This window comes from Microbacterium sp. CFBP 8801 (assembly GCF_014839455.1).
Classification (GTDB): Bacteria; Actinomycetota; Actinomycetes; order Actinomycetales; family Microbacteriaceae; genus Microbacterium.
The window spans coordinates 313,940-336,570 of the sequence record NZ_JACYNU010000002.1; the positions used below are offsets into that span (position 1 = coordinate 313,940).

The following is a 22,631-nucleotide window of genomic DNA, read 5'->3' on the forward strand; positions in this document are numbered from 1 at the left end:
ACGAAGCCGTGCGGTGACCACCCCGTTCCGCGCGGCGCTGGTAGGGTGAGGACGATGCCGTCTTGGCATCCGCTCAATTACACATGAGCTCACGGAGCAGGCCGGCAGACGCTGGTCCCCTGTGGTGGACTCCCCGTCGTTTGCCGGGTGGTCGTCTACTGGTGGCCAGTCGCCGGGATTTCCGGGCCGACACGTCGGCGCGCCCTTTCTGCCTGTTCCTGCTCCTTCGCATGCAGCTCGTCGCCCACACGGGGCGGCGAGCCTAAACAAAGAAGGAGGGACCTCTTGGAAGGTCCAGAAATCACCGCCGCTGAAGCCGTTCTCGACAACGGCCGTTTCGGCACCCGCACCATCCGCTTCGAGACCGGACGCCTCGCTCAGCAGGCCCAGGGCGCTGTTGCCGCCTACCTCGACGAAGAGACCATGCTCCTGTCGGCCACCAGCGCCGGCAAGCACCCGCGTGAAGGCTTCGACTTCTTCCCGCTGACCGTCGACGTCGAAGAGCGTTCGTACGCCGCCGGCAAGATCCCCGGCTCGTTCTTCCGCCGCGAGGGTCGCCCCTCGACCGAGGCCATTCTCGTCTGCCGCCTCATCGACCGCCCGCTGCGCCCCTCGTTCGTCGAGGGCCTGCGCAACGAGGTCCAGATCGTCGTCACCGTGCTGTCGATCGCACCCGGCGAGTTCTACGACGCCCTCGCGATCAACGCCGCGTCGCTGTCGACCCAGATCTCGGGTCTGCCCTTCTCGGGTCCCATCGCCGGTGTGCGCCTCGCGCTCATCCCCGGCCACGGTGAGAACGCCGACCAGTGGGTCGCGTTCCCGACCGTCACGCAGCTCGAAGAGGCCGTCTTCGACCTCATCGTCGCGGGCCGCGTGCTCGACGACGGCGACGTCGCCATCATGATGGTGGAGGCCGAGGCCACCGAGGGCAGCTGGAACATGATCAAGGGCGGCGCCACCAAGCCCAACGAGCAGGTCGTGGCCGAAGGCCTCGAAGCGGCCAAGCCGTTCCTGCGCCAGCTGGTCGACGCGCAGAACGAGGTCGCCCGCACGGCGGCCAAGGAGATCCAGTCGTTCCCCGTCTTCCCGGCTTACAGCCAGCAGACGTACGACTTCGTCGCCGGTCGCGCCTACGACCGCCTCGTGCCGGTGTACCAGATCGCCGACAAGCAGGAGCGTCAGAACGCCGACGACGAGATCAAGACCTCGGTCAAGGCCGAGCTCGTCGCCGCCGTCGAGTCGGGTGAGCTGCCCGCCGTCGCGACGCTCGAGTTCAGCGCCGCGTACAAGTCGGTCACCAAGACGATCGTCCGCGGTCGCATCCTCGCCGAGGGCGTTCGCATGGACGGCCGCGGTCTGGCCGACATCCGTCCGCTCGACGCGGAGGTGCAGGTCATCCCGCGCGTTCACGGCTCGGCGATCTTCCAGCGCGGCGAGACCCAGATCCTGGGCGTCACCACGCTGAACATGCTCAAGATGGAGCAGCAGATCGACTCGCTGTCGCCCATCACGAGCAAGCGCTACCTGCACCACTACAACTTCCCGCCGTACTCGACCGGTGAGACCGGTCGCGTGGGCAGCCCCAAGCGTCGCGAGATCGGCCACGGCTTCCTGGCCGAGCGCGCGCTCGTGCCCGTGCTGCCCAGCCGCGAGGAGTTCCCGTACGCGATCCGTCAGGTGTCCGAGGCCCTCGGGTCCAACGGCTCCACCTCGATGGGCTCCGTCTGCGCCTCGACCCTGTCGCTGCTGAACGCGGGTGTGCCGCTGCGCGCTCCCGTCGCCGGTATCGCCATGGGCCTGGTCACCGACCAGGTCGACGGACAGACGCGCTACGCCGCCCTGACCGACATCCTCGGCGCCGAAGACGCCCTCGGCGACATGGACTTCAAGGTCGCGGGTACGTCGGAGTTCATCACGGCGATCCAGCTCGACACCAAGCTCGACGGCATCCCGTCGTCGGTGCTGGCCGCTGCCCTCACCCAGGCGAAGGAGGCTCGTCTGACGATCCTCAACGTCCTGAACTCGGCCATCGACGCCCCCGACGAGATGGCGCCCACCGCGCCCCGCGTCATCAGCGTGCAGATCCCGGTCGACAAGATCGGTGAGCTCATCGGACCCAAGGGCAAGACGATCAACTCCATCCAGGACGAGACCGGCGCCCAGATCTCGATCGAAGACGACGGCACCGTGTACATCGGCGCGACCGACGGCCCCTCGGCCGAGGCTGCCCGTGCGCAGGTGAACGCGATCGCCAACCCGACCAACCCCGAGGTCGGCGAGCAGTTCCTGGGCACGGTCGTCAAGATCGCGACCTTCGGTGCGTTCGTCTCGCTCCTGCCCGGCAAGGACGGACTGCTGCACGTCAGCGAGGTCCGCAAGCTCGCCGGTGGCAAGCGCGTCGAGAACGTCGAAGACGTGCTGTCGGTCGGTCGCAAGATCCTCGTGCGCATCACGAAGATCGACGACCGCGGCAAGCTGTCGCTCGAGCCGGTCGTCGACGAGGCCGCTGACGCGACCGAGCCCGCCGACACGCAGAGCTCGGCCGCCGCGAGCGAGGGCCCCGAGGCTCCCGCCGAAGGCTGATCCTCTCGTCTGATCGGATGCCCGTCCCGCTTCTCGCGGGGCGGGCATCCGTCGTGTGACGGGTGTGACGCATGGGGTGATCGGTGCACAAGCGTTACGCAATGTTTATCGCCGTGGCGGGCGAATCGGCGGCCCACCGCGGGCGAAGCTTTAGCCTCGAAGTACGTCGGGGGGCGTGCAGTTACGGGTTCGCCGTACCGTCGCCCGGCATCGAGGGGATTCACCATGAGCGGCCCGGGCGTCGACGAGACGGCCTCGCCACGCCTGCGTCGTGATCGCGCGTCGCACCCCTCTTCTCCGATCACCCTGCAGGGGCCCGGTCTGGGCTCCCACGTGCGGGTTCCGCTCGGTGAGACCGGCTTCGAGGTCTTCCCGCTCTTCCTCGGTGGGGGGGAGTTCGGCTGGAACGTCGACGCCGGCGCCAGCCACGACATCCTCGACGCCTACGCCGAGCTCGGTGGGAACGCGCTGCACACCGCCGACAGCTACGCGGCCGGCCGCAGCGAGTTCATCATCGGCGAGTGGCTGCGCACCCGGCGCATGCGCGACGAGGCCGTGGTCACCGTGCGCATCGGAGGACACCCCGACAACCCCGGGCTCGACTCCGTCAATCTCGTGCGTGCCGTCGAGGCGTCGCTCACGCGCCTGGGCACCGACCGTATCGACGTGCTGTCGCTCGACGCCGCCCGCGGCGACACGGCCCTGCTCGAAGACACGCTCGCCACCAGCGAGTGGCTCGTCGACTCGGGCAAGGTCCGGGCCATCGGTGCGCACGGGTACACCGCCGCGCAGCTCGTCGAGGCCCGCATCCTGTCGTCGGCGGGCTACCCGCGCATCTCGGTGCTCGACGTTCCCTACAACGTGCTGCGCCGGAACGAGTTCGACGGCGACCTGCGACTGATCGCGTCCGCGCAGGGGATGGCCGTGACGCCGTCGCACGCCCTGGCGCACGGTTTCCTCTCCGGCGAGACCCGCACGCGCGACCAGTCGTCGCAGTCGGTGCGGGGGTTCCAACTGGCCGCCAACTTGAACCGCCGGGGGACTCGTGTGCTGCGCGCCCTCGACACCGTCGGCACCGAGCTCGGCATCCCGGATGCCGCGGTGGCCGTCGCCTGGCTGCTCGCGCAGAAGATCGTCACGGCCCCCATCGTCAACGCCTTCGCGCCTCGTCACGTCGTCGAATGCATGCGCGCCGTGGGCGTGCGCCTCAGCCGGGCCCAGCTGGCGGATATCGCACGCGCCGCCGAGTGACCGGCCCGCGCGCGAGAGCGTGACGTAGGCTGGAACACGGGGCCGGGGGACGGCAGATCGACGACGAGGTGAGCTGACGTGACGCACTACATCTATCTGGTGCGCCACGGCGAGCACCAGGATGCCGAGCACGGGCTCACAGACGGCCCCTTGTCTCCGCGTGGTCAGCGTCAGGCGGCCCTGCTCGCCGACCGGCTGTCGGGGCTTCCGCTCGACGCGGTGTGGCACTCTCCGCTCGAGCGTGCGGCGCAGACGGCGCGAGCCGTCGCCGAGCGTCTGCCGTCGGTGGCTCCGGAGTCGTCGGCCCTGCTGTTCGACTGCGTACCCACGGGGATGACGCCCGAAACGCCCGCGGCCTACGAGTCGTTCTTCGGGTCGGTCTCCGAGGCCGAGATCGAGGCCGGCCGCGCGCAGATGGCCGACGCCACCGCCGAGTTCCTCGCCCGCAAGGCGGGGGAGGTGCACGAGCTCGTCATCACCCACAACTTCGTCATCTCGTGGTTCGTCCGCGAGGTGCTGCAGGCCCCCGACTGGCGCTGGATGACGATCAATCAGGCCTACTGCGGCTTGACCGTCATCGCGCAGAAGAAGGGCCGGCCCTGGACGCTTCTCTCGCACAACGACCTGGCGCACCTGCCGGTCGAGCTGCGCACGGGGCTGATGGACCCGCTCCCGGTCTGACGGACCGCGCGCCGTACATCCGTGGACAGCGCGTCGAACGTGTGCGCGCCGCCTAGGCTGGACGCATGACGACGCGTGTGGCCATCGTGGGCGGTACCGGCAAACTGGGCGGGGTGATCCGCGAGGTCGTCGAGGCCGAGAACGGGTACGAGGTCTCGGTCATCCTGACGTCGAAATCCGACCTCAGCGAACTCGACGGCGCCGACCTGGTCGTCGATGCCTCGACCCCCGCCGTCTCGATCGATGTCGTGCGCGCCGCGATCGAGCGCGGCATCAACGTGCTCGTCGGAACGTCGGGCTGGTCGAACGAGCGCATCGCCCTCGTCCGCTCGCTCGTCGAAGCCAGTGGCACGGGTGCCGTCTTCATCCCCAACTTCTCGCTCGGATCCGTCATCGGCAGCGCCCTGGCGGCCGCGGCCGCCCCGTTCTTCCCGTCGATCGAGATCGTCGAGGCCCACCGCGAGACCAAGATCGACTCGCCGAGTGGGACCGCCGTACGCACCGCCGAGCTCATCGCCGCGGCGCGCGCCGAGGTCGGTCCCGTCGACTCGCCGCACGTCGACCAGCGCGCACGGGGTCAGCGGGTGGCCTCCGTGCCGATCCACTCGCTGCGGCGACCGGGCGTGGTCGCTCGCCAAGAGACCGTGCTGTCGGGGGCCGGTGAGTCACTCACGATCGTGCACGACACGGTGGAGCCCGCCACCGCCTACGCCCCCGGCATCCGCATCGCCCTCGCGGCGGCGCGCGAGGCGCGGGGCGTCATCGTCGGGCTCGACAGCTTCATCGACATCGGCGTGCGCACCCGCCCGATCGAGCCGGGGGCCCCGATCGCCGACGGTGACGTCTCGGGCCAGGTGGCGGGCGCCACCAGCGCATGAAAACGCGCATCGCCGTCGCCGTGATGACGGTGCTGCTTCTGCTGTACGTGGTCCTGGCCGGACAGCGGGCGATCGTGCTGCTCACGAGCGGCGACGGGGTCGGGATCGCGATGGGCGTCGCGCTCCTCGTGCTTCCGCTGCTGGCGCTCTGGGCCATCGGCCGGGAGCTGTGGTTCGGCGTGGGCGCGCAGCGCCTGGGGGAGCGCCTCGATGCCGAGGGCGGGCTGCCCGACGAAGACCTGCCGGTGCGTCCCAGCGGGCGCATCGAGCGCGAAGACGGCGACGCCCTCTTTCCGCAGTACCGCGCCGACGTCGAGGCGCGCCCCGAAGACTGGCGGGCCCGATACCGCCTGGCCCTCGCCTACGACGCGGCGGGTGATCGACGCCGTGCACGCGAATCGGTGCGCACGGCGATCCGTCTCGAGGGCGTGGAGCGCCGCGCGCACTGAGTCGCCGCCGGGGCGCCCCTCCGACGACGACACCGCGCCGGGCGAGAAGCACTGCCCGGCGCGGGCGTCTCAGGCGGCGTGGTGGGCGGGGACGGCCGAGGCGACGGCCTCGTCGACCGTGCGGTGCGTGAAGGTGAAGCCGTCGTTCTCGAGGGCGGTCGGACGCACGTCGGCGTCAGAGGTCAGCAGCGCCTCGGTGGCGTCGGCGCCGAGAGCGAGCTTGACGCCCCAGATCGGGGCGCGCAGGGCGTAGGGCCGGTTCATGCGTCGGGCGAGGGCGAACCCCAGATCGTTGGCGGTCGCCCGCGTGGGACCGGTGAGGTTGACCGGGCCGTCGAGGTCGGAGTCGATGACGTGCCGGATGGCGCGTACCTCGTCTTCGAGCGTGATCCACGGCCACACCTGAGTGCCGCGGCCAATGGGGCCCGAGATGCCGAGCTTGGTGAGCAGCAGCAGGGGCTTGAGCACCCCCTGCTCGTGCACGACGGGAGCCGTGCGCAGGTACGCGACGCGCGCCTTGTCGCCCGCCCCGCGCGCCGCGGCCTCCCATTCGACGCAGATGTCGACGAGCAGACCCCGACCCGAACGGGCCTCCTCGGTCAGTACGACGCCGGGCTGCGAGCCGTAGAACCCGGTGGCACTCGCGTTGATCAGGGCCGGAGCGTCGTCGCCCAATGCGCGTACGGCCGCGGCGAGGGTGCGTGTCGGCGTGACGCGCGACCACAGCAGCTGGCTCTTGTACGACGGCGTCCAGGGGAAGTGCCCGATCGATGCGCCGTTCAGGCACACGACCGCGTCGGCTCCGGCCAGCACGTCGGGATCGAGCGGGGCGGCGTTCTGGAGCCACTGCACCTCGTTTGCGTCGCGCGGCTCGTGTCGGACGAGAGCGGTGACCTCGACGCCGTCGGAGCGCAGCGAATGGGCCAGAGCGGAGCCGATGAGGCCCGACGCGCCGGCGATGACGACGCGTCGGGCCGAAGACTCAGGCAAGCGTGGCCTCGAGGGTGATGTCGATGCCCGCGAGCGCCTGCGACACGGGGCAGTTGGCCTTCGCATCGGCGGCGATCTTCTCGAACGTCGCGGCGTCGAGACCGGGCACGACGGCGTTAACGTTCAGGTGGCTGCCGGTGATGCCGGTGCCGGGCTTGAACGTGATCGACGCGGTGGCGTCGACCGACTCGGGAGGGGTGCCGTTCTCGGCGAGGGCGTTCGACAGCGCCATGCTGAAGCAGGCCGAGTGCGCACCGGCGAGCAGCTCTTCGGGGGTCGTGACCGAGTTCGACCCCTCGCTGCGGGCCTTCCAGTTCACACCGAAGGTGCCGATGCCGGACGAGGTGAACGTCACCTCACCCGAACCTTCGAACAGGCTGCCCTTCCAGGCGGTGGCTGCTTCGCTCGTGACGGCCATGGGGACCTCCATCATCACGCGCGGTCCGGAGCGACCGCGACGCGGCCAGCCTAACGAGGGTCTGCCACACCGCTCGGGTCTTGACAGCCTCCGCGAAGGTGGCTGTCAGGCGGATGCCGTGCCCCGGCGCCCGATGAGGCCGACGCGCTGCAGAACGAGGTAGAGCTGGCATCCGAGGCACAGGCCGAACGCGGCGTTGAGGAAGGCGGCGACGAAGGCCATGGCGGCGGCGATCGGCAGGGCCCAGGGGACCCCGGCGAGGTGCAGGACGAGACCGACCGCGGTGACGAACAGGCCGACGCCCTGGGCGAACCGCGGGGGACGCGGGTCTTCGAACTCGGTCGGCGGCGACAGGCGCGGTCGGACGACCCGGCGGAAGAGCACACCCCAGGGGGCGGTGCGCGGGGAGGCGACCCCCCAGACGAACAGCAGGGCGATGACGAGCAGCAGCAGGAAGCCCGGGTCGACGATCCGCGCGACGACCGAGACCTGCGGCAGCAGCCAGCCGTTGGGGGAGGACGTCTCGTGCGCCGTCGCGACGCCGATCAGGCTGAGCACCGTGGCGATCAGCAACAGGACGGCGGTGATCGACGCGGCGAACCGGGGGCCGCGGACGTCGATGCGGGCGTTCTCAGACATGCGGGGCCTCTTCGTGCAGACGATCGAGTTCGGTTTCGACGACGGCGCGGGTCGGTGCGCCGGCGATACGGGTGCGGATGGTGCCGGTGCGGTCGAGCACGAGGGTCGTAGGGGTCTGGAGCACGCGGAACCGCTGGGCGAGGTCGGGGCGATGGGTGAGATCGACGTCGAGGTGGCGGACACCGGTGCGCTCGTCGGCGACCGCCGACAACAGGCGATGGACGCCCGGGCAGCGCGAGCACAACTCGGTGCTGAACTGCAGAAGGGTCGCGTCCTCGCCCAGGGGGCCCGTGCCGAGCGTGCGCGGGTCGATCGACTCGGCGGAGTCGACGGCGCGGACGCGCCCCTGGCCGCGCCGCAGGAGCAGGCCCACCGCGGCGGTCGCCGCGAGAAGCGCGGCGGCGATCACGAGGGCGAGAGTCAGGTCCACGATCGTCAACGGTAGCCGCCGCCACCGACACCGGGGCGGATGAGTCGTCGCGTGACGGGAGTACCCCTCCTCCCCAGATGGCGGATGTCCGCGATGCCGTACGGGCCGGGTCGTCGCGGGCCCCGCGCGGGTATCGTGAAGCGCGTGACCGCCGACATCCTCACCCCGTACGAAGACCTGCTGCGCGACGTGTTCGAGAACGGCACGCACAAGTCCGATCGCACCGGTACCGGCACCACGAGCGTCTTCGGCCGACAGATCCGGTTCGATCTCGCCGACGGGTTCCCTCTCATCACGACCAAGCGCGTGCACCTGAAGTCGATCGTGTACGAGCTGTTGTGGTTCCTGCGCGGTGAGTCCAACGTCGGCTGGCTGAAAGAGAACGGCGTCTCGATCTGGGACGAATGGGCCGACGCCGACGGCGAGCTCGGACCCGTGTACGGCGTGCAGTGGCGCTCCTGGCCCACGGCCGACGGCGGCACGATCGATCAGATCGCACAGGTCGTCGAGCAGATCCGGCGCGACCCCGACTCCCGTCGTCTGATCGTGTCGGCCTGGAATCCCGCCGACATCCCCGACATGGCTCTCGCGCCGTGCCACGCGCTGTTCCAGTTCTCGGTCGCCGACGGCAAGCTGTCGTGCCAGCTCTATCAGCGCAGCGCCGACATGTTCCTGGGGGTGCCGTTCAACATCGCCTCGTACGCGCTGCTGACCCTGATGGTCGCCCAGCAGACGGGCCTGGAGCCCGGCGAGTTCATCTGGACGGGCGGCGACTGCCACGTCTACGACAACCACCGCGCGCAGGTGCAGGAGCAGCTCACGCGGGAGCCGTACGCCCTGCCCACGCTGCGATTCGCCCGCACGCCCGACTCGATCTTCGACTACCGCTACGACGACGTGATCGTCGAGGGCTACCAGCACCACCCCGCCATCCGGGGAGCCGTCGCGGTATGACCTCGATCGGGCTCGTGTGGGCCGAAGCCCACGGCGGCGTCATCGGCGCCGACGGCGGAATGCCGTGGCACGTCCCCGAAGACCTCGCGCACTTCCGCGAGGTCACCGGGTCGTCCGACGTCATCATGGGTCGGCGTACGTGGGAATCGCTCCCGCCGCGCTTCCGGCCGCTGCCCGGCCGGCGCAACATCGTGGTCACGCGCTCCGACGACTGGTCCGCCGAGGGTGCCGATCGCGCGGGGTCGCTCGACGCAGCACTCGACCGCGCCGAGGGAGAGCGTGCGTGGGTCATCGGGGGCGGGCAGCTCTACGCCGAGGCGATCGGCTATGCCGACCGCATCGAGCTCACCCGTCTCGACGTCGCCGTCGACGGGGACACCCACGCTCCGAGCCTCGACGGATGGTCGCTGGCCGCCGCCACCCCTGTCGAGGGATGGCACGTGTCGCGCAGCGGCATCCGGTACCGCTTCGAGACCTACGAGCGCCGGGGCGCCTGAGATGACGCGCAGCGCTCTCATCACGGGCGCGAGCTCCGGTCTAGGCGCGGAGTTCGCCCGCCAGCTCGCCGCGCGCGGCGCCGACGTCGTGCTCGTGGGCCGCAATCGCGAGGCACTCGAGGCCGTCGCCGCCGACGTGCGGGCCACGCAAGGCGTCGGGGTCGAGGTCGTCGTCGCCGACCTCCTCGACGACGATGCCGTGGCCCTCGTCGAGAGGCGGGTGGCCGCGGGCGTCGACATCCTTGTCAACAATGCCGGTTTCGGACTCGACCTCGCGTTCGACGAGAACGCCGTCGACGACGAGGTGCGTCACCTGCGTCTGCACGTCGAGGTCGCCCTGCGTCTCACGCACGCCGCGCTGCCGGCGATGCTCGCGCGGGGGAGTGGACGCATCGTCAACGTCGCCTCGGTGGCGGGTTTCGTGCCGCGCGGCACCTACGGCGCGGCGAAGGGGTGGCTGATCTCCTTCAGCCGCTGGGCCAACGTCGCCTACCGTAAGCGGGGCGTCAGCGTCACCGCGGTGTGCCCGGGGTTCGTGCACACGAACTTCCACGAGCGTCTGGGCCTGCCTCCCGGCGAAGAGGGGGTGCCGCCGGGAATGTGGTTGACGGCCACAGACGTCGTGCGCGAAGGACTCCGCGATGCCGCGCGCGGACGCGCGGTGTCGGTGCCGTCGCTGCGGTACAAGGCGCTGGTCGCCGCGTCGCGGCTGCTGCCCGACGGGCTGGTCGTGCGCGCCGCCGCTCGAGGGCGCTGAAACGCCCCTCGCCGCGGCCGGCTCGGGTCACCGCGACGGCCGGGTCGCTGCTCAGCGGAAGCGTCCCAGGTGGATGCCGGCGAACGCGAGGGCGGCGATCGTCTCGCCGTCCGAGACGGTGCCGTCGGCCACGAGGGCCAGCAGCTCCGCGAACGGGATCCATCGCACCTGGTCGATCCCCTCCTCGTGCTGGGACGCCGTGGCATCCGTCGTCTCGAGACCCCGCGCGAGGTACACGTGCTCCGGGGCGTCGGCGATGCCGTTGAGGGCGTTCATACGGCCGAGGTAGTGCCACTCGGATGCCGTGACCCCGGTCTCCTCGAGGAGTTCCCGCTTCGCGGCCTCGAGCGGATCCTCGCCGTCGGAGCCGCCCGCGGGCACTTCGAGCGAACGCCCGGTCGTGTAGCGCTCGAGCTCGATGACGCACACGCGCTCGTCGTCGTCGAGGGCGATCACGAACACCGCCGGGTGCTGCACGCGGACGACCCCGTAGATGCCGTCGCCGTGGGGCCCCGTCACCTTGTCTTCGCGCACGTGGATCCAGCGGTTCTCGTAGACGGTGCGCGATGCGCGGGTGGTCCAGGCCATGAGGTCACCCTACGGCGCGGCTCGTGCCGGGGTTCAGATGCAGGAGCGGGCTGGGCGCGACGGCTCCATTCGCCACATCTGTGCGCAGGCGCACCAGCGATCATGCATATCGACCGCGCGCGCCGCAGGCGGGGCAGGCGGGGCAGGCGGGGCATGCGGGGCCGGCGGGCGGGCTGTTATCCACAGCCGCGCCCGGAGGCGCGCGAGCGCGGGTCGCGCTCGGGCACGCTGCACGAGTGCGCACATCCACCGCCATCGAACTCGTGGCGCGAGCCGGGGGCGTGATGCGGCGTGCCGACCTGATCCGCCGCGGTGCCACGCATGCCGACATCCGCCGATTCGTGCGGGGCGAGGTGTTCGAACGCCTGCGCGACGGCGTGCTCGCCCTGCCCGAGACCGATCCGCTCGTCGCGACGGCGGCGATGCACGGCGGATCCGTCGCGTGCGCCTCCGCCCTCCGCCGGTACGGGGTCTGGTTGTGGGAGGACGACGCGCGCGTCCACGTGTGGCTCGGCACCTCGGGTCGCCGCCACGGTCATCCCGGATGCCGGTGCGTCAACCACCACGATGCCGGGACTGCCTCGTTCGGTGTCGTGTCGGTCGTTCAGGCTCTCGTGCAAGTGGCGACCTGCCTCGGAGACGAGGTCTTCTTCGCCGCCTTCGAGTCCGCATGGCGCAAGGGGCTGATCGATCGTGCACAACGGGCCGAGGTGAGGGCGGGACTGCGCGCTGGACGACGATGGCTCGTCGACCTCGCGCGTCCCGATGCCGACAGCGGCCTCGAGTCGATCCTTCGGCTGCGGTTGAGTCGTCTCGGCATCCGCCTGGAGAGTCAGGTACGCATTCCCGGCGTCGGCGTGGTCGATTTCCTGCTCCACGGGCGGATCATCCTGGAGGTCGACGGCCGCGAGAACCATGACGGGGTGTCGCTGCGGCACAAAGATCTGCGTCGGGACGCGATTGCCGCGGCGCAGGGCTTCGAGACCTTGCGCTTCGACTATGCGATGGTGCTGCACGAATGGCATCTGGTGGAGGCGGCGGTCCTGGCGCGCCGCGCACACGCGCGCGGTGGTCGGTATGCATGACCGGCATCATGCAGCGGGGGCACTTCGACGCCCGATGTTCACTGCTGCCCCACCGATCATGCAGATGGACGCCGCGGAGAGCGGGCCGCGAACCGATATCCTGGGTGCATGACGCACTCCGGCAATCCCTTCGGTCAGGTGCTCGTCGCGCTCATCACCCCGATGACCGCCGACGGCGAAGTCGACTGGCCCGCCGTCGAGAAGCACATGGACGACGTCATCACCGCGGGCGCCGATGGCATCGTCGTCACCGGCACCACCGGTGAGACCTCCACCCTGACCGACCCCGAGAAGCTGCGTCTGGTCGAGGTCGGCAAAGACGTCTCGGCGGGCCGCGCCAAGATCCTCACGGGCGGCGGGTCCAACGAGACCGCGCACGCGATCGAGCTCTACAAGGCCAGCGAGAAGGCCGGCGCCGACGGCATCATGATCGTCACGCCGTACTACAACAAGCCCACCCAAGCCGGCATCCTGACGCATTTCCGTCTCGTCGCCGACGCGACCGACCTGCCGGTCATCCTGTACGACATCCCCGGCCGCACCGGTGTGCCCATCAAGTACGAGACGATCCTGCGCCTGGCGAAGCACCCCAACATCCTCGCGATCAAAGACGCCAAGGGCGACTTCAGCGAGGTCAGCCGGGTGCTCAACCAGACCGACCTCATGTACTTCTCGGGCGACGACGCCAACGTGCTGCCGCACCTGTCGATCGGTGCGAGCGGGCTCATCGGCGTGACGGCCAACATCGCCGCCGCGCCTTACCGCACGATCGTGGATGCCGTGAACGCCGGCGATCTCGCCACGGCCACCGCCGCACACCGGGGCCTCGAGCCGCTCGTGCGCGCCGTCATGACGCACGTGCCCGGCACGGTCGCCGCGAAGTACATCCTGCACGGCCTCGGGCGCATCGCCAGCCCGCGCGTGCGCCTGCCCCTGGTCGGCCCCGAAGAGTGGGAGGCCGCGGTGATCGAAGACGAGCTCGCCCTGGTCGCCGACGTCGCGGGTGCCGATTTCTCCAACTTCCGCCCCGACCGCAACGCGGCCGCCGGCGGTGCCCTGCCGAAGGTGCACGGCACCACGAGATAGACATGGGCGTCCGCCGATCCGCGGCCTGGGACGCCACACGAGGGGATGCCACGCGGTGGCATCCGAGGAGGCACTTATGCCCACGACTGTTTACGATCCCCCCGCACTCGCGCCCGGCACGCTGCGCGTGGTCCCGCTCGGCGGTCTCGGCGAGGTCGGACGCAACATGACCGTCTTCGAGTACGAGGGCAAGCTGCTCGTCGTCGACTGCGGCGTGCTGTTCCCCGAGGAGCACCAGCCCGGCGTCGACCTGATCCTGCCTGACTTCGAGCCGATCAGGCACCGTCTCGACGACATCGTCGGCGTCGTTCTGACGCACGGACACGAAGACCACATCGGCGCGGTTCCCTACCTGCTCAAGCTCAAGGGCGACATCCCCCTCATCGGGTCGGGGCTCACGCTGGCGCTGATCGAGGCCAAGCTCAAAGAGCACCGCATCCGCCCCTACACCCTGACGGTGAAAGAGGGGCAGCACGAGAAGGTCGGGCCCTTCGACCTCGAGTTCATCGCGGTGAACCACTCCATCCCCGACGCGCTCGCCGTGGCGATCCGCACGCCCGCCGGCCTCGTGCTCGCCACCGGCGACTTCAAGATGGATCAGCTTCCGCTCGACGGCCGCATCACCGACCTGCGCGCGTTCGCCCGCCTGGGTGAAGAGGGCGTCGACCTGTTCCTCGTCGATTCCACCAACGCCGACGTCCCCGGGTTCACGCCCACCGAGCGGGCCATCGGTCCGGTGCTCGATCAGGTCATCGCGCGCGCTCCGCGCCGCGTGGTCGTCGCCAGCTTCTCGAGCCACGTGCACCGCGTGCAGCAGGTGCTCGACGCCGCGCACGCGAACGGTCGGCGCGTGGCGCTGCTGGGTCGCAGCATGGTGCGCAACATGGGCATCGCCGCCGACCTCGGGTACCTCAACGTCCCCGACGGCGTGCTGATCGACTACAAGAAGGCCCGCGACCTGCCCGACGACAAGATCGTCTACATGTCGACCGGTTCGCAGGGCGAGCCCATGGCCGTGCTCAGCCGCATGGCCAACCTCGACCACGCGATCGAGCCGGGCGAGGGCGACACGATCATCCTGGCCTCCAGCCAGATCCCGGGGAACGAGAACGCGATCTACCGCGTGATCGACGGGCTGACCAAGCTCGGCGCGACCGTCGTGCACAAGGGCAACGCCAAGGTGCACGTGTCGGGTCACGCCGCCGCGGGCGAGCTGCTGTACTGCTACAACATCCTCAAGCCCAAGAACGTCCTGCCCGTGCACGGCGAGTACCGCCACCTCATGGCCAACGCGAAGCTCGCGCGCGAGACCGGGATCCCCGAAGAGAACACGATCCTCGGCGAGAACGGCACGGTCGTCGACCTGCGCGACGGTGTCGCCCGCGTGGTCGGTCAGATCGACATCGGCTTCGTCTACGTCGACGGCTCGTCAGTGGGCGAGATCACGGATGCCGACCTCAAGGACCGTCGCATCCTGGGCGAGGAGGGCTTCATCTCGGTGATCGTCGTCGTCGACTCGGCGACCGGCAAGATCATCTCGGGTCCCGAGATCCACGCCCGTGGTTTCGCCGAAGACGACAAGGTCTTCGACAGCGTCAAGCCCAAGATCGCCGCAGCCCTGGCCGAAGCCGCCAAGTCGGGCGTCCGCGACAACCACGCGTTGCAGCAGGTCGTGCGCCGCACGATCGGTCGCTGGGTCAACCAGTCGCTGCGCCGTCGGCCGATGATCGTGCCGATGGTCATCGGGGCCNGCCGCTATCATTCGGGCATGCCCGGTCTCCCGATCCGCGCGGCCGTCGCCTCCGACGGCGCCTTCCTCGCCGACATGACGGTCGAGGCCGCCCTGTGGCGCGCGGGAGCGGCACGTGCTCGTCACGAGATCGTGAGCAGCCCCGAGTACCGCCGGTACATCGCGGGATGGATGCGTCCCGGAGACGCCGGCTTCATCGCCGAGTCGCCCGGGGGAGAAGCCGTCGGCGCGGCCTGGTACCGGATGCTGCCGCGCGACGAACCCGGATTCGGGTGGGTGGGCACCGGGGTACCCGAGCTGATCATCGGCGTCCGGCCCGTCTGGCGTGCCCACGGCGTCGGGCGCGCGCTCCTGCAGCGCCTCGTCGATCATGCCCGTGCGCAGGGCTACGCCCGGATCAGCCTCAGCGTCGAGCGCGGGAACTACGCCGTCAGCCTGTATCGATCCGAGGGCTTCGCGGTCACGCGCCCCGGGATCGGACGCGACGTGATGGTGAAGCGCCTGGGCTGAACCCCGCGTCGGTGCGGGCGAATGTCGGGGGTCCCGCCTACCGTGGAGGCATGGCTCGCAGTTCGTCCCCCACCGGCGGTCGCGCCCCCGCGAAGGGGTCTCCGCGATCGAAAGCCTCGGCCCCGGCGCCGAAGCGCTACGTCGACGAGCCCGAGAAGCCCTCGGCCGCCGTCCGCGCCTGGATGGCGCTCGCCCACGGGGTCGGCGGGATGTTCCGCACCTTCGGCCCCGAGAACCTCGAGCGGGATCAGCGTCGAGACGGCTTCCCGTTCTTCCTCGTCGTGCTCGCCGTCGTCGGTGCCGTCGTGGAATGGTTCTTCATCGGAACCGAGGCGGCGGCGCTGATCAGCGCATACAGCTTCGGGCTCCTCTTCGGGCGGGTCGCCTTCGTGCTCCCCGTGCTGTTGCTGCTTCTGGCGGGATGGCTCTTCCGGCATCCCTCCTCCGTCCACGACAACGGCCGGGTCGGCATCGGCTTCGGCCTGTTCGTCGTCACCGTGTCGGGCTTCTGTCACGTCGCGGGCGGCCGACCAGCCCCCAACGAGGGCGGACCGCCGGTCCTCAGCCGCGCCGGGGGGATCGCCGGCTGGATCGTCGGAGAACCGCTCACCCTGCTGACCGAGGTGGGCGCGTACATCGCCCTGTCCCTGCTGACCGTGCTCAGCGTCCTCATCCTCACCAAGACGCCGCCCAACCGCATCGGCCGTCGCCTCGGCGACCTCTACGCCTGGATGTTCGGCGCCGAGCGCGTCGAGCGCGACGCGACCACCAAGGTCCTCCCCGTCGACGATCATGACGACGAGCCGGCCGAGAAGTCGCTGCCCTGGTGGCGGCGCAACAAGTCCGGTCGCGAAGAAGACACCGACGGCGCCCTGGGGTCGGACGACCTTACGACCCTGCTCAGCCCCGGCACCACGCAGGGCGGCTTCGAATCCGCGGTCGTGGCACCTGAGCCCGTCACCGCCCCCCTTCGTCCGCCGGTGCCGTCGACCCCCGCGCCCGATGCCCTCACCGAGGTGTTCGACGCGCGCGCCCTCGCCGGAGCCGCCGCCGGTCGGGGGCTGCACGACGACTCGCCCGTCGACGACGCACCCGACCACGAACTGCCCGGCATCTCGGGCCTCGGCGGCGACAATGCGGGGGCCCCGCCCGCGGCGAACTACCGTCTGCCGGCGGTCACGGCGTTGGCCGCCGGAACCCCGCCGAAGGCGCGTTCGGCCGCCAACGACGCGGTGGTCAAGGCCATCGAGAGCGTCCTCGAGCAGTTCAAGGTCGACGCCCGGGTGACGGGCTTCTCGCGCGGCCCCACGGTCACGCAGTACGAGATCGAGGTCGGACACGGCGTGAAGGTGGAGCGCATCACCGCGCTCACCAACAACATCGCCTACGCCGTCGCCTCGAACGAAGTGCGAATCCTCGCGCCCATCCCCGGCAAGAGCGCGATCGGTGTCGAGATCCCCAACGCCGACCGCGAGATCGTCACCCTCGGCGACATCCTGCGCTCCGATGCGGCCACGTCGTCCACGCACCCGATGACGATCGGCGTCGGCAAGGACGTCGGCGGGGGATTCGTCGTGGCGAATCTCGCGAAGATGCCCCACCTCCTGGTGGCCGGCTCCACCGGATCCGGAAAGTCGAGCTTCGTCAACTCGATGATCACGAGCCTGCTGATGCGGGCCAAGCCCTCCGACGTGCGCATGGTGCTCATCGACCCCAAGCGCGTCGAGCTGACGTCGTACGCCGGCGTTCCGCACCTCATCACGCCCATTATCACGAACCCCAAGAAGGCCGCCGAAGCGCTGCAGTGGGTCGTGAAAGAGATGGACATGCGTTACGACGACCTCGCGTCGTTCGGCTTCCGTCACATCGACGACTTCAACAAGGCCGTCGTCAACAACGAGATCACGCTGCCCGCGGGCAGCGAGCGGGTGCTCAAGCCGTACCCGTACCTGCTGGTGGTCGTCGACGAGCTCGCCGATCTCATGATGGTGGCGCCCCGTGACGTCGAGGACTCCATCGTGCGCATCACGCAGCTCGCCCGCGCGAGCGGCATCCACCTCGTGCTCGCCACGCAGCGTCCGTCGGTCGACGTGGTCACCGGTCTCATCAAGGCCAACGTGCCTTCGCGTCTCGCGTTCGCCGTGACGAGCGTCACCGACTCTCGCGTCATCCTCGACCAGCCGGGCGCCGACCGTCTCATCGGTCAGGGCGACGGGCTCTTCCTGCCGATGGGGGCCTCGAAGGCCGTCCGCGTGCAGGGGGCGTGGGTCAGCGAGCAAGAGATCGAGAAGGTCGTCGCGCACGTCACCCAGCAGGCGCGGCCCGAGTACCGGTCCGACGTGCAGGTGGCCGCCGAGAAGAAAGAGATCGACGCCGACATCGGCGACGACCTCGAGCTGCTGCTCGCTGCGGCGGAGCTCGTGGTCTCGACGCAGTTCGGGTCGACCTCGATGTTGCAGCGCAAGCTCCGCGTCGGCTTCGCGAAGGCCGGCCGCCTGATGGACCTGCTCGAATCCCGAGAGATCGTGGGACCGTCCGAGGGATCGAAGGCCCGCGATGTGCTCGTCACCAACGAGCAGCTTCCCGCGGTGATCGCTCGTCTGCGCGGCGACGACGCCCCGTCGGCACCCGCGCCGGCAGCGGCTCCGTCGGCGGCATCGGCCCTCGCCGATGATGACCGCTACGGTACCGATGCCATCGCGTCTCAGTACGATGGCCTCCCGGTCGTCGAGAGCGACGACGACGAAGGCTCGGAAGACGCCTGGCGGCTGACAGGACGCGACTGATGGCAGTGCACCCCCAACTCCCCAACGCGATCACCATCGCGCGCATCCTGTGCGCGCCGGTGTTCCTGTGGTTGCTGCTGGCCGATGACGGACGGGGCGGAGGACTCCGGTGGGCGGCCGCGGTCGTCTTCATCGTCGCGATCGCGACCGACGGCATCGACGGGTACATCGCCCGTCGGTACGACATCGTCAGCGATCTCGGCAAACTCCTCGATCCGATCGCCGACAAGGCTCTGACGGGCGTGGCGTTCGTCGGTCTGTCTCTGCTCGGCGAACTGCCCTGGTGGGTGACGATCATCGTGCTGATCCGAGAGATCGGCATCACGATCTACCGCTTCATCGTCGTCAGCGACCACGTGCTGGCGGCCGCTTGGATGGGCAAGCTGAAGACCGTGGCCCAGGCCGTGGCGCTCTCGATCGCGTTGGTTCCGTTCGCCGGTCTGTCCGACGCGAGCGCGTGGCAGAACACCGTCTGGTGGGTGAGCGTGATCACCATGACGATCGCGGTCGTGCTGACCATCGCCTCGGGCCTCGATTACGTCGTCACCGAGATCAGAGCGGCGCGCAAGGGCCGAGTCGCCCGATGATCGACGGCGTTCCCGAGGACTTCGACGAGACCTTCGTCCGGGACCCTCGTGAGAGTGCGGCGTCGTTGATCGAGCGGCTGGTGGAGCTGGGGTGGACCGTCGCGGTCGCCGAGTCGCTCACGGGTGGGCTCGTGGTGTCGTCGCTGGTCGATGTGCCGAGGGCGTCACGCGTCGTGCGGGGCGGAGTCGTCGCGTACGCGACCGATCTGAAGCACAGCGTGCTGGGCGTCGATGCGGCTCTGCTCGAGGCGCACGGGGCCGTGCATCCCCGCGTGGCGCGCCAGATGGCTCGCGGTGTCCGTGACGTGCTCGGCATCGATGGCGCGGCGGCTCAGGTGGGGATCGCGACCACCGGCGTCGCCGGTCCCGACGAGCAAGACGGACAACCGGTGGGTACCGTGCACATCGCCGTCTCCACGCCCCTGGGAACGCGAGTCGACTCGCTCGTGATCGCGGGAGATCGTGATCGCATCCGTCACGAGACGGCCCACCAGGCGATCCGACGGGCTCTGGCGGCGCTGTGACGGCGACTCGCGACCGGACGCCGAGACCGTCCGCAAGCCGTCGCGAGAACCCGCCCGAATTCGCGGGAACAAATGGTCGCACATCCCGGTTTCGTCTAGCGATTCCCATCCGGTGCACAGCGCGCGGCATTAGGGTGACACAGACGGTGTTTACAGTTGTCCACCCGGACAGCGACGGAATCAGCAGTGAGGAGGGCCCGAAATGATCCTGGTTCGTCAAGAGATCGGCGAAGTCCTGCGTGACCTCCGCCAGCAGAAGGGTCGCACCCTCCGCCAGGTCGCGAGCCGCGCGAGCGTGGCCCTCGGGTACCTCAGCGAAGTCGAGCGTGGCCAGAAAGAGGCGTCGAGCGAGATCCTCGCCTCGGTGGCCGAGGCCCTCGACGTTCCCATCTCCACCATCATGCGCGAAGTCGGAGACCGACTTTCCGTCCTCGAGGGGCTCCAGACGTTCCCCGACGTCGTTCCCGACGAGCTCGTCGCATCGGTCGAACCCGAGCTCTCGCTGCGCTGAGCAGCCGACTCGTCGTCTTCCATGCGTCGTAGCGAGTTCGATCGCGCCGTGGCAGATGAATTCGGCGCACGCGGCGGCTCTCTGCTGACCGACCTCGTCCTGTCCGCGGTCGGCGGCCGCACGAGCGTCGACGCATTGGCGGCGGGAGTGGACCCGCGCGACGTCTGGCTGGCGTTGTGTGCCGAGACCGACGTGCCCGCCGACCGTCGGTACGGCGTCGGACGCCTCGAGCCGCGACGACACTGAGGTTTCGGGAGTCGGACACGCCGGGCGCGGCGGTCATCGAATCTTCGTTCGATTGTCGGTAGGCTTCTTCACAAGAGCGATTGCGACGCGTTCATCCCCATCGGGGAGGTTCTCCTCCGCCAGTGTCGGAGGCCCTCCCTAACGTGGACAACGTCGAACGACACTCTGAACGCCTTGTCGGGCAGCCCCATCGTCGATGGGGAGCGCGACAGCCTATAGGCGACCGGAACGCGAGCAGAAAGAAGACGTCATGCCCTCACCCGCAGAGCGCGAAAAGGCCCTTGAGTCAGCCCTTGCCCAGATCGACCGGCAGTTCGGAAAAGGCTCGGTCATGCGCCTGGGCAGCGACGACCGTGCGCCCATCGCGACCATCTCCACCGGTTCCGTCGCCCTCGACGTCGCTCTGGGGATCGGCGGACTGCCCCGCGGCCGCATCATCGAGATCTACGGCCCGGAGTCCTCGGGTAAGACCACGCTGACCCTGCACGCGATCGCCAACGCGCAGCGCGCCGGCGGCATCGCCGCGTTCATCGACGCCGAGCACGCGCTCGACCCCGAGTACGCCAAGAAGCTCGGCGTCGACATCGACGCGCTGTTGGTCTCGCAGCCCGACACCGGTGAGCAGGCGCTCGAGATCGCCGACATGCTGATCCGTTCCGGAGCCATCGACCTCGTCGTCATCGACTCGGTCGCCGCTCTCGTGCCCGAGGCCGAGATCAAGGGCGAGATGGGCGACTCGCACGTCGGTCTGCAGGCTCGTCTGATGTCGCAGGCGCTGCGCAAGCTCACGGGTGGGCTCAACACCACCAACACGACGATGATCTTCATCAACCAGCTGCGCGAGAAGATCGGCGTGTTCTTCGGTTCGCCCGAGACGACCGCCGGGGGTAAGGCGCTGAAGTTCTATGCGTCGGTTCGCCTCGACATCCGTCGTATCGAGACGCTCAAGGACGGCACCGAGGCGGTCGGAAACCGCACGCGCGTCAAGGTCGTGAAGAACAAGATGGCTCCGCCGTTCAAGCAGGCCGAGTTCGACATCCTGTACGGCGTGGGCATCTCGCGAGAGGGCAGCTTGATCGACTTCGGTGTCGAGCACGGCATCGTCAAGAAGTCCGGAGCCTGGTACACCTACGACGGCGAACAGCTGGGTCAGGGTAAAGAGAACGCCCGAAACTTCCTGATCAAGAACCCCGACATCGCCGGAGACATCGAGACGAAGATCAAGAACAAGACGGGCATCGGCGCACCTTCCGTTGTCGCCGAAGCTCCCGCTGACGATGAGCTGGCTGCCCGCCGCCCGGCCTGATGACGGAACGCGAATCGGGTTCTGGTCTTCGTCCGTTCACACGGGCGGGCGGCGACCAAAACCCCGACGATATCGACGACCGGGACCTGGGCGCCGTCGATTCGGGCTCCGTCGGTGAGGTCGCGTCGAGCGACGAGGCCGCGCTCGGCGTCGACGACGCACGGGGTGCGCGGCCCGCGCTGCGCGCCCTGGACGACGACACCCTCGCTCCCGTCATCCCGCTTTTCGGGAACGGCGAAGGGGCGCACCCCTCGCGAGGCGGATCGGGCGACGCTCCCGCCGGATCGTCGTCCTGGCGCGACCGGAACGAGCACCCGGCGCAACGCGGCTCACGAGGATCGAGACGAGGGTTCTCACGAGTCGACGGCGCCGGCGACGCCGACGAAGGTCTTGTCCCCGAAGAGGCTGCGCCGAGCCCCGAAGAGATTCGCGAGCGTGCCGAATCCGTGTTGCTGCGCAAGCTGAACTCCCGCTCGCTGTCGTTATCTGAGGCGCGAACGGTTCTGCGCGGTGTCGACGGCGTCGACGACGCGATCACGGCCGAGATCATCGATCATTTCCTCGACCTCCGCTATCTCGACGACGCATCGTTCGCCGAGCAGCTGGCCATGTCGGCGACCGAGCGCCGCGGGCAGGGTCGTCGTGCGGTGGCCGAGACTCTGCGCAAGCGCGGCATCTCGCGCGATGTCGCGGAGGCGACGATCGCCGAGATGCCCGACGACGACGCCGAGCGAGCGTTGGACTTCGCTCGATCGAAGGTGCGGTCGGTGGGCGGCAAAGACTTCGACACCGATCTGCGCCGCCTGGTCGGCCAGCTCGCGCGACGCGGCTACCCCTCGTCGGTGGCGTTGACGGCGGCGCGGACGGCGCTCGACGAGGCCGGACTGGGTCGCAGCCGTTCGACGTTCCGGTCTTCGCCGTCGACGAGCGTTCGTTTCACACCCGACGACTGAGGCCCGCGCGTCGCCGGGCGGGTCCCGGACGCCGGATGTCGGCGGACCCGCTCAGCGCCCCCGGCGCGCCCGCTTACCGCATTCCGGCCTGCTGGCTTGCCGCTTTGCGGCGTACCGGTCACGGCACCGCGGCGTACCCGGTCACCCCACTCCGGCGTGCCGCACCGCGGCG

At 69.6% G+C, this 22,631-nt stretch carries 24 protein-coding genes; 19 read left to right on the forward strand and 5 right to left on the reverse strand.

Annotation, left to right across the window (positions count from 1 at the left end):
• Positions 1-285 precede the first annotated feature (285 nt).
• From IFR11_RS04380 to IFR11_RS04400, 5 genes are all read left to right on the forward strand, one after another.
• A complete protein-coding gene (locus IFR11_RS04380) occupies positions 286-2,583 on the forward strand; it encodes a polyribonucleotide nucleotidyltransferase (protein WP_055937040.1) in 2,298 nt (765 codons plus the stop codon).
• A gap of 225 nt (positions 2,584-2,808) precedes the next feature.
• The gene (locus tag IFR11_RS04385) at positions 2,809-3,834 is read left to right on the forward strand and encodes an aldo/keto reductase (RefSeq protein ID WP_055835081.1); all 1,026 of its coding nucleotides are present in this window, start codon (positions 2,809-2,811) and stop codon (positions 3,832-3,834) included.
• Between the two features lie 78 nt (positions 3,835-3,912).
• On the forward strand, positions 3,913-4,515 hold the full coding sequence (locus IFR11_RS04390) for a histidine phosphatase family protein (RefSeq protein WP_055835084.1): 603 nt from the start codon (positions 3,913-3,915) through the stop codon (positions 4,513-4,515).
• 65 nt (positions 4,516-4,580) lie between these two features.
• Positions 4,581-5,393 (forward strand): 4-hydroxy-tetrahydrodipicolinate reductase, encoded by an 813-nt coding sequence (gene dapB, locus IFR11_RS04395; RefSeq protein WP_191915334.1) that lies wholly within the window; start codon positions 4,581-4,583, stop codon positions 5,391-5,393.
• On the forward strand, positions 5,390-5,842 hold the full coding sequence (locus IFR11_RS04400; protein WP_191915335.1) for a hypothetical protein: 453 nt from the start codon (positions 5,390-5,392) through the stop codon (positions 5,840-5,842). Before dapB ends, IFR11_RS04400 begins: the two co-directional genes overlap by 4 nt.
• 69 nt (positions 5,843-5,911) lie before the next feature.
• On the opposite strand, the gene IFR11_RS04405 is transcribed toward IFR11_RS04400, so the two are convergent.
• The 4 genes from IFR11_RS04405 to IFR11_RS04420 all read right to left on the reverse strand — a co-directional run bounded on the left by IFR11_RS04405 (position 5,912) and on the right by IFR11_RS04420 (position 8,319).
• Complete coding sequence (locus IFR11_RS04405; RefSeq protein WP_191915336.1) at positions 5,912-6,832, reverse strand: TIGR01777 family oxidoreductase; 921 nt, start codon at positions 6,830-6,832, stop codon at positions 5,912-5,914.
• Entirely contained in the window at positions 6,825-7,250 is a 426-nt protein-coding gene (locus IFR11_RS04410) for an OsmC family peroxiredoxin (RefSeq protein ID WP_055835097.1), read from the reverse strand. The genes IFR11_RS04405 and IFR11_RS04410 overlap by 8 nt, the downstream gene beginning before the upstream one ends.
• A gap of 105 nt (positions 7,251-7,355) precedes the next feature.
• Complete coding sequence (locus IFR11_RS04415) at positions 7,356-7,889, reverse strand: DUF4395 domain-containing protein (RefSeq protein WP_055835101.1); 534 nt, start codon at positions 7,887-7,889, stop codon at positions 7,356-7,358.
• Entirely contained in the window at positions 7,882-8,319 is a 438-nt protein-coding gene (locus IFR11_RS04420) for a TlpA family protein disulfide reductase (RefSeq protein WP_055835104.1), read from the reverse strand. The genes IFR11_RS04415 and IFR11_RS04420 overlap by 8 nt, the downstream gene beginning before the upstream one ends.
• Before the next feature lie 93 nt (positions 8,320-8,412).
• Between IFR11_RS04420 and IFR11_RS04425 the strand changes: the two genes are divergently transcribed.
• From IFR11_RS04425 to IFR11_RS04435, 3 genes are read left to right on the forward strand one after another with little or no spacing between them, the layout of a single operon-like run.
• On the forward strand, positions 8,413-9,273 hold the full coding sequence (locus IFR11_RS04425; protein WP_244630562.1) for a thymidylate synthase: 861 nt from the start codon (positions 8,413-8,415) through the stop codon (positions 9,271-9,273).
• Positions 9,270-9,770, forward strand: a complete 501-nt coding sequence (locus IFR11_RS04430; protein WP_191915337.1) for a dihydrofolate reductase — start codon at positions 9,270-9,272, stop codon at positions 9,768-9,770. Before IFR11_RS04425 ends, IFR11_RS04430 begins: the two co-directional genes overlap by 4 nt.
• A gap of 1 nt (position 9,771) precedes the next feature.
• Positions 9,772-10,527 (forward strand): SDR family NAD(P)-dependent oxidoreductase, encoded by a 756-nt coding sequence (locus IFR11_RS04435; protein ID WP_191915338.1) that lies wholly within the window; start codon positions 9,772-9,774, stop codon positions 10,525-10,527.
• 51 nt (positions 10,528-10,578) lie between these two features.
• Here IFR11_RS04435 and IFR11_RS04440 read toward each other — a convergent pair whose 3' ends face one another.
• On the reverse strand, positions 10,579-11,115 hold the full coding sequence (locus IFR11_RS04440) for an NUDIX domain-containing protein (protein ID WP_191915339.1): 537 nt from the start codon (positions 11,113-11,115) through the stop codon (positions 10,579-10,581).
• Positions 11,116-11,195: 80 nt separating this feature from the next.
• Here IFR11_RS04440 and IFR11_RS04445 point away from each other — a divergent pair, with 80 nt between their 5' ends.
• From IFR11_RS04445 to IFR11_RS16285, 11 genes are all read left to right on the forward strand, one after another.
• Positions 11,196-12,200 (forward strand): DUF559 domain-containing protein, encoded by a 1,005-nt coding sequence (locus IFR11_RS04445; RefSeq protein ID WP_191915340.1) that lies wholly within the window; start codon positions 11,196-11,198, stop codon positions 12,198-12,200.
• Between the two features lie 108 nt (positions 12,201-12,308).
• Complete coding sequence (gene dapA, locus IFR11_RS04450; RefSeq protein WP_055937074.1) at positions 12,309-13,286, forward strand: 4-hydroxy-tetrahydrodipicolinate synthase; 978 nt, start codon at positions 12,309-12,311, stop codon at positions 13,284-13,286.
• 76 nt (positions 13,287-13,362) lie between these two features.
• Positions 13,363-15,036: ribonuclease J (locus tag IFR11_RS04455; RefSeq protein WP_206755293.1), on the forward strand; the 1,674-nt coding region annotated here is incomplete at its 3' end.
• Positions 15,037-15,054: 18 nt separating this feature from the next.
• Positions 15,055-15,546, forward strand: coding sequence for a GNAT family N-acetyltransferase (locus tag IFR11_RS16215; RefSeq protein ID WP_192040406.1), 492 nt, complete (start codon positions 15,055-15,057; stop codon positions 15,544-15,546).
• 50 nt (positions 15,547-15,596) lie between these two features.
• Positions 15,597-18,332, forward strand: a complete 2,736-nt coding sequence (locus tag IFR11_RS04460; RefSeq protein WP_191915342.1) for a DNA translocase FtsK — start codon at positions 15,597-15,599, stop codon at positions 18,330-18,332.
• Positions 18,332-18,919, forward strand: a complete 588-nt coding sequence (gene pgsA / locus IFR11_RS04465; RefSeq protein ID WP_055835138.1) for a CDP-diacylglycerol--glycerol-3-phosphate 3-phosphatidyltransferase — start codon at positions 18,332-18,334, stop codon at positions 18,917-18,919. Before IFR11_RS04460 ends, pgsA begins: the two co-directional genes overlap by 1 nt.
• Positions 18,916-19,443, forward strand: coding sequence for a CinA family protein (locus IFR11_RS04470; RefSeq protein WP_191915343.1), 528 nt, complete (start codon positions 18,916-18,918; stop codon positions 19,441-19,443). Before pgsA ends, IFR11_RS04470 begins: the two co-directional genes overlap by 4 nt.
• A gap of 202 nt (positions 19,444-19,645) precedes the next feature.
• Positions 19,646-19,954: a helix-turn-helix domain-containing protein gene (locus IFR11_RS04475; protein ID WP_055835145.1), complete on the forward strand. Its 309-nt coding sequence runs from the start codon at positions 19,646-19,648 to the stop codon at positions 19,952-19,954.
• A 21-nt stretch (positions 19,955-19,975) separates the two neighbouring features.
• Positions 19,976-20,200 (forward strand): DUF3046 domain-containing protein, encoded by a 225-nt coding sequence (locus IFR11_RS04480; protein WP_055835152.1) that lies wholly within the window; start codon positions 19,976-19,978, stop codon positions 20,198-20,200.
• Positions 20,201-20,450: 250 nt separating this feature from the next.
• Positions 20,451-21,506 carry a recombinase RecA gene (gene recA / locus IFR11_RS04485; protein ID WP_191915344.1) on the forward strand — a complete coding sequence of 352 codons (1,056 nt, stop codon included), beginning with the start codon at positions 20,451-20,453 and terminating at the stop codon, positions 21,504-21,506.
• A gap of 446 nt (positions 21,507-21,952) precedes the next feature.
• The gene (locus IFR11_RS16285; protein ID WP_342030241.1) at positions 21,953-22,459 is read left to right on the forward strand and encodes a regulatory protein RecX; all 507 of its coding nucleotides are present in this window, start codon (positions 21,953-21,955) and stop codon (positions 22,457-22,459) included.
• Positions 22,460-22,631 lie beyond the last annotated feature (172 nt).

Bases quoted from the DNA above. Each gene is read 5' to 3' on its own strand.
- IFR11_RS04385 (WP_055835081.1), top strand. From the start codon at position 2,809: ATGAGCGGCCCGGGCGTCGACGAGACGGCCTCGCCACGCCTGCGTCGT.
- dapB (WP_191915334.1), top strand. From the start codon at position 4,581: ATGACGACGCGTGTGGCCATCGTGGGCGGTACCGGCAAACTGGGCGGG.
- IFR11_RS04400 (WP_191915335.1), top strand. From the start codon at position 5,390: ATGAAAACGCGCATCGCCGTCGCCGTGATGACGGTGCTGCTTCTGCTG.
- IFR11_RS04410 (WP_055835097.1), bottom strand. From the start codon at position 7,250: ATGGCCGTCACGAGCGAAGCAGCCACCGCCTGGAAGGGCAGCCTGTTC.
- IFR11_RS04415 (WP_055835101.1), bottom strand. From the start codon at position 7,889: ATGTCTGAGAACGCCCGCATCGACGTCCGCGGCCCCCGGTTCGCCGCG.
- IFR11_RS04425 (WP_244630562.1), top strand. From the start codon at position 8,413: ATGCCGTACGGGCCGGGTCGTCGCGGGCCCCGCGCGGGTATCGTGAAG.
- IFR11_RS04430 (WP_191915337.1), top strand. From the start codon at position 9,270: ATGACCTCGATCGGGCTCGTGTGGGCCGAAGCCCACGGCGGCGTCATC.
- IFR11_RS04435 (WP_191915338.1), top strand. From the start codon at position 9,772: ATGACGCGCAGCGCTCTCATCACGGGCGCGAGCTCCGGTCTAGGCGCG.
- IFR11_RS04440 (WP_191915339.1), bottom strand. From the start codon at position 11,115: ATGGCCTGGACCACCCGCGCATCGCGCACCGTCTACGAGAACCGCTGG.
- dapA (WP_055937074.1), top strand. From the start codon at position 12,309: ATGACGCACTCCGGCAATCCCTTCGGTCAGGTGCTCGTCGCGCTCATC.
- IFR11_RS16215 (WP_192040406.1), top strand. From the start codon at position 15,055: ATGCCCGGTCTCCCGATCCGCGCGGCCGTCGCCTCCGACGGCGCCTTC.
- IFR11_RS04460 (WP_191915342.1), top strand. From the start codon at position 15,597: ATGGCTCGCAGTTCGTCCCCCACCGGCGGTCGCGCCCCCGCGAAGGGG.
- pgsA (WP_055835138.1), top strand. From the start codon at position 18,332: ATGGCAGTGCACCCCCAACTCCCCAACGCGATCACCATCGCGCGCATC.
- IFR11_RS04470 (WP_191915343.1), top strand. From the start codon at position 18,916: ATGATCGACGGCGTTCCCGAGGACTTCGACGAGACCTTCGTCCGGGAC.
- IFR11_RS04475 (WP_055835145.1), top strand. From the start codon at position 19,646: ATGATCCTGGTTCGTCAAGAGATCGGCGAAGTCCTGCGTGACCTCCGC.
- IFR11_RS04480 (WP_055835152.1), top strand. From the start codon at position 19,976: ATGCGTCGTAGCGAGTTCGATCGCGCCGTGGCAGATGAATTCGGCGCA.
- recA (WP_191915344.1), top strand. From the start codon at position 20,451: ATGCCCTCACCCGCAGAGCGCGAAAAGGCCCTTGAGTCAGCCCTTGCC.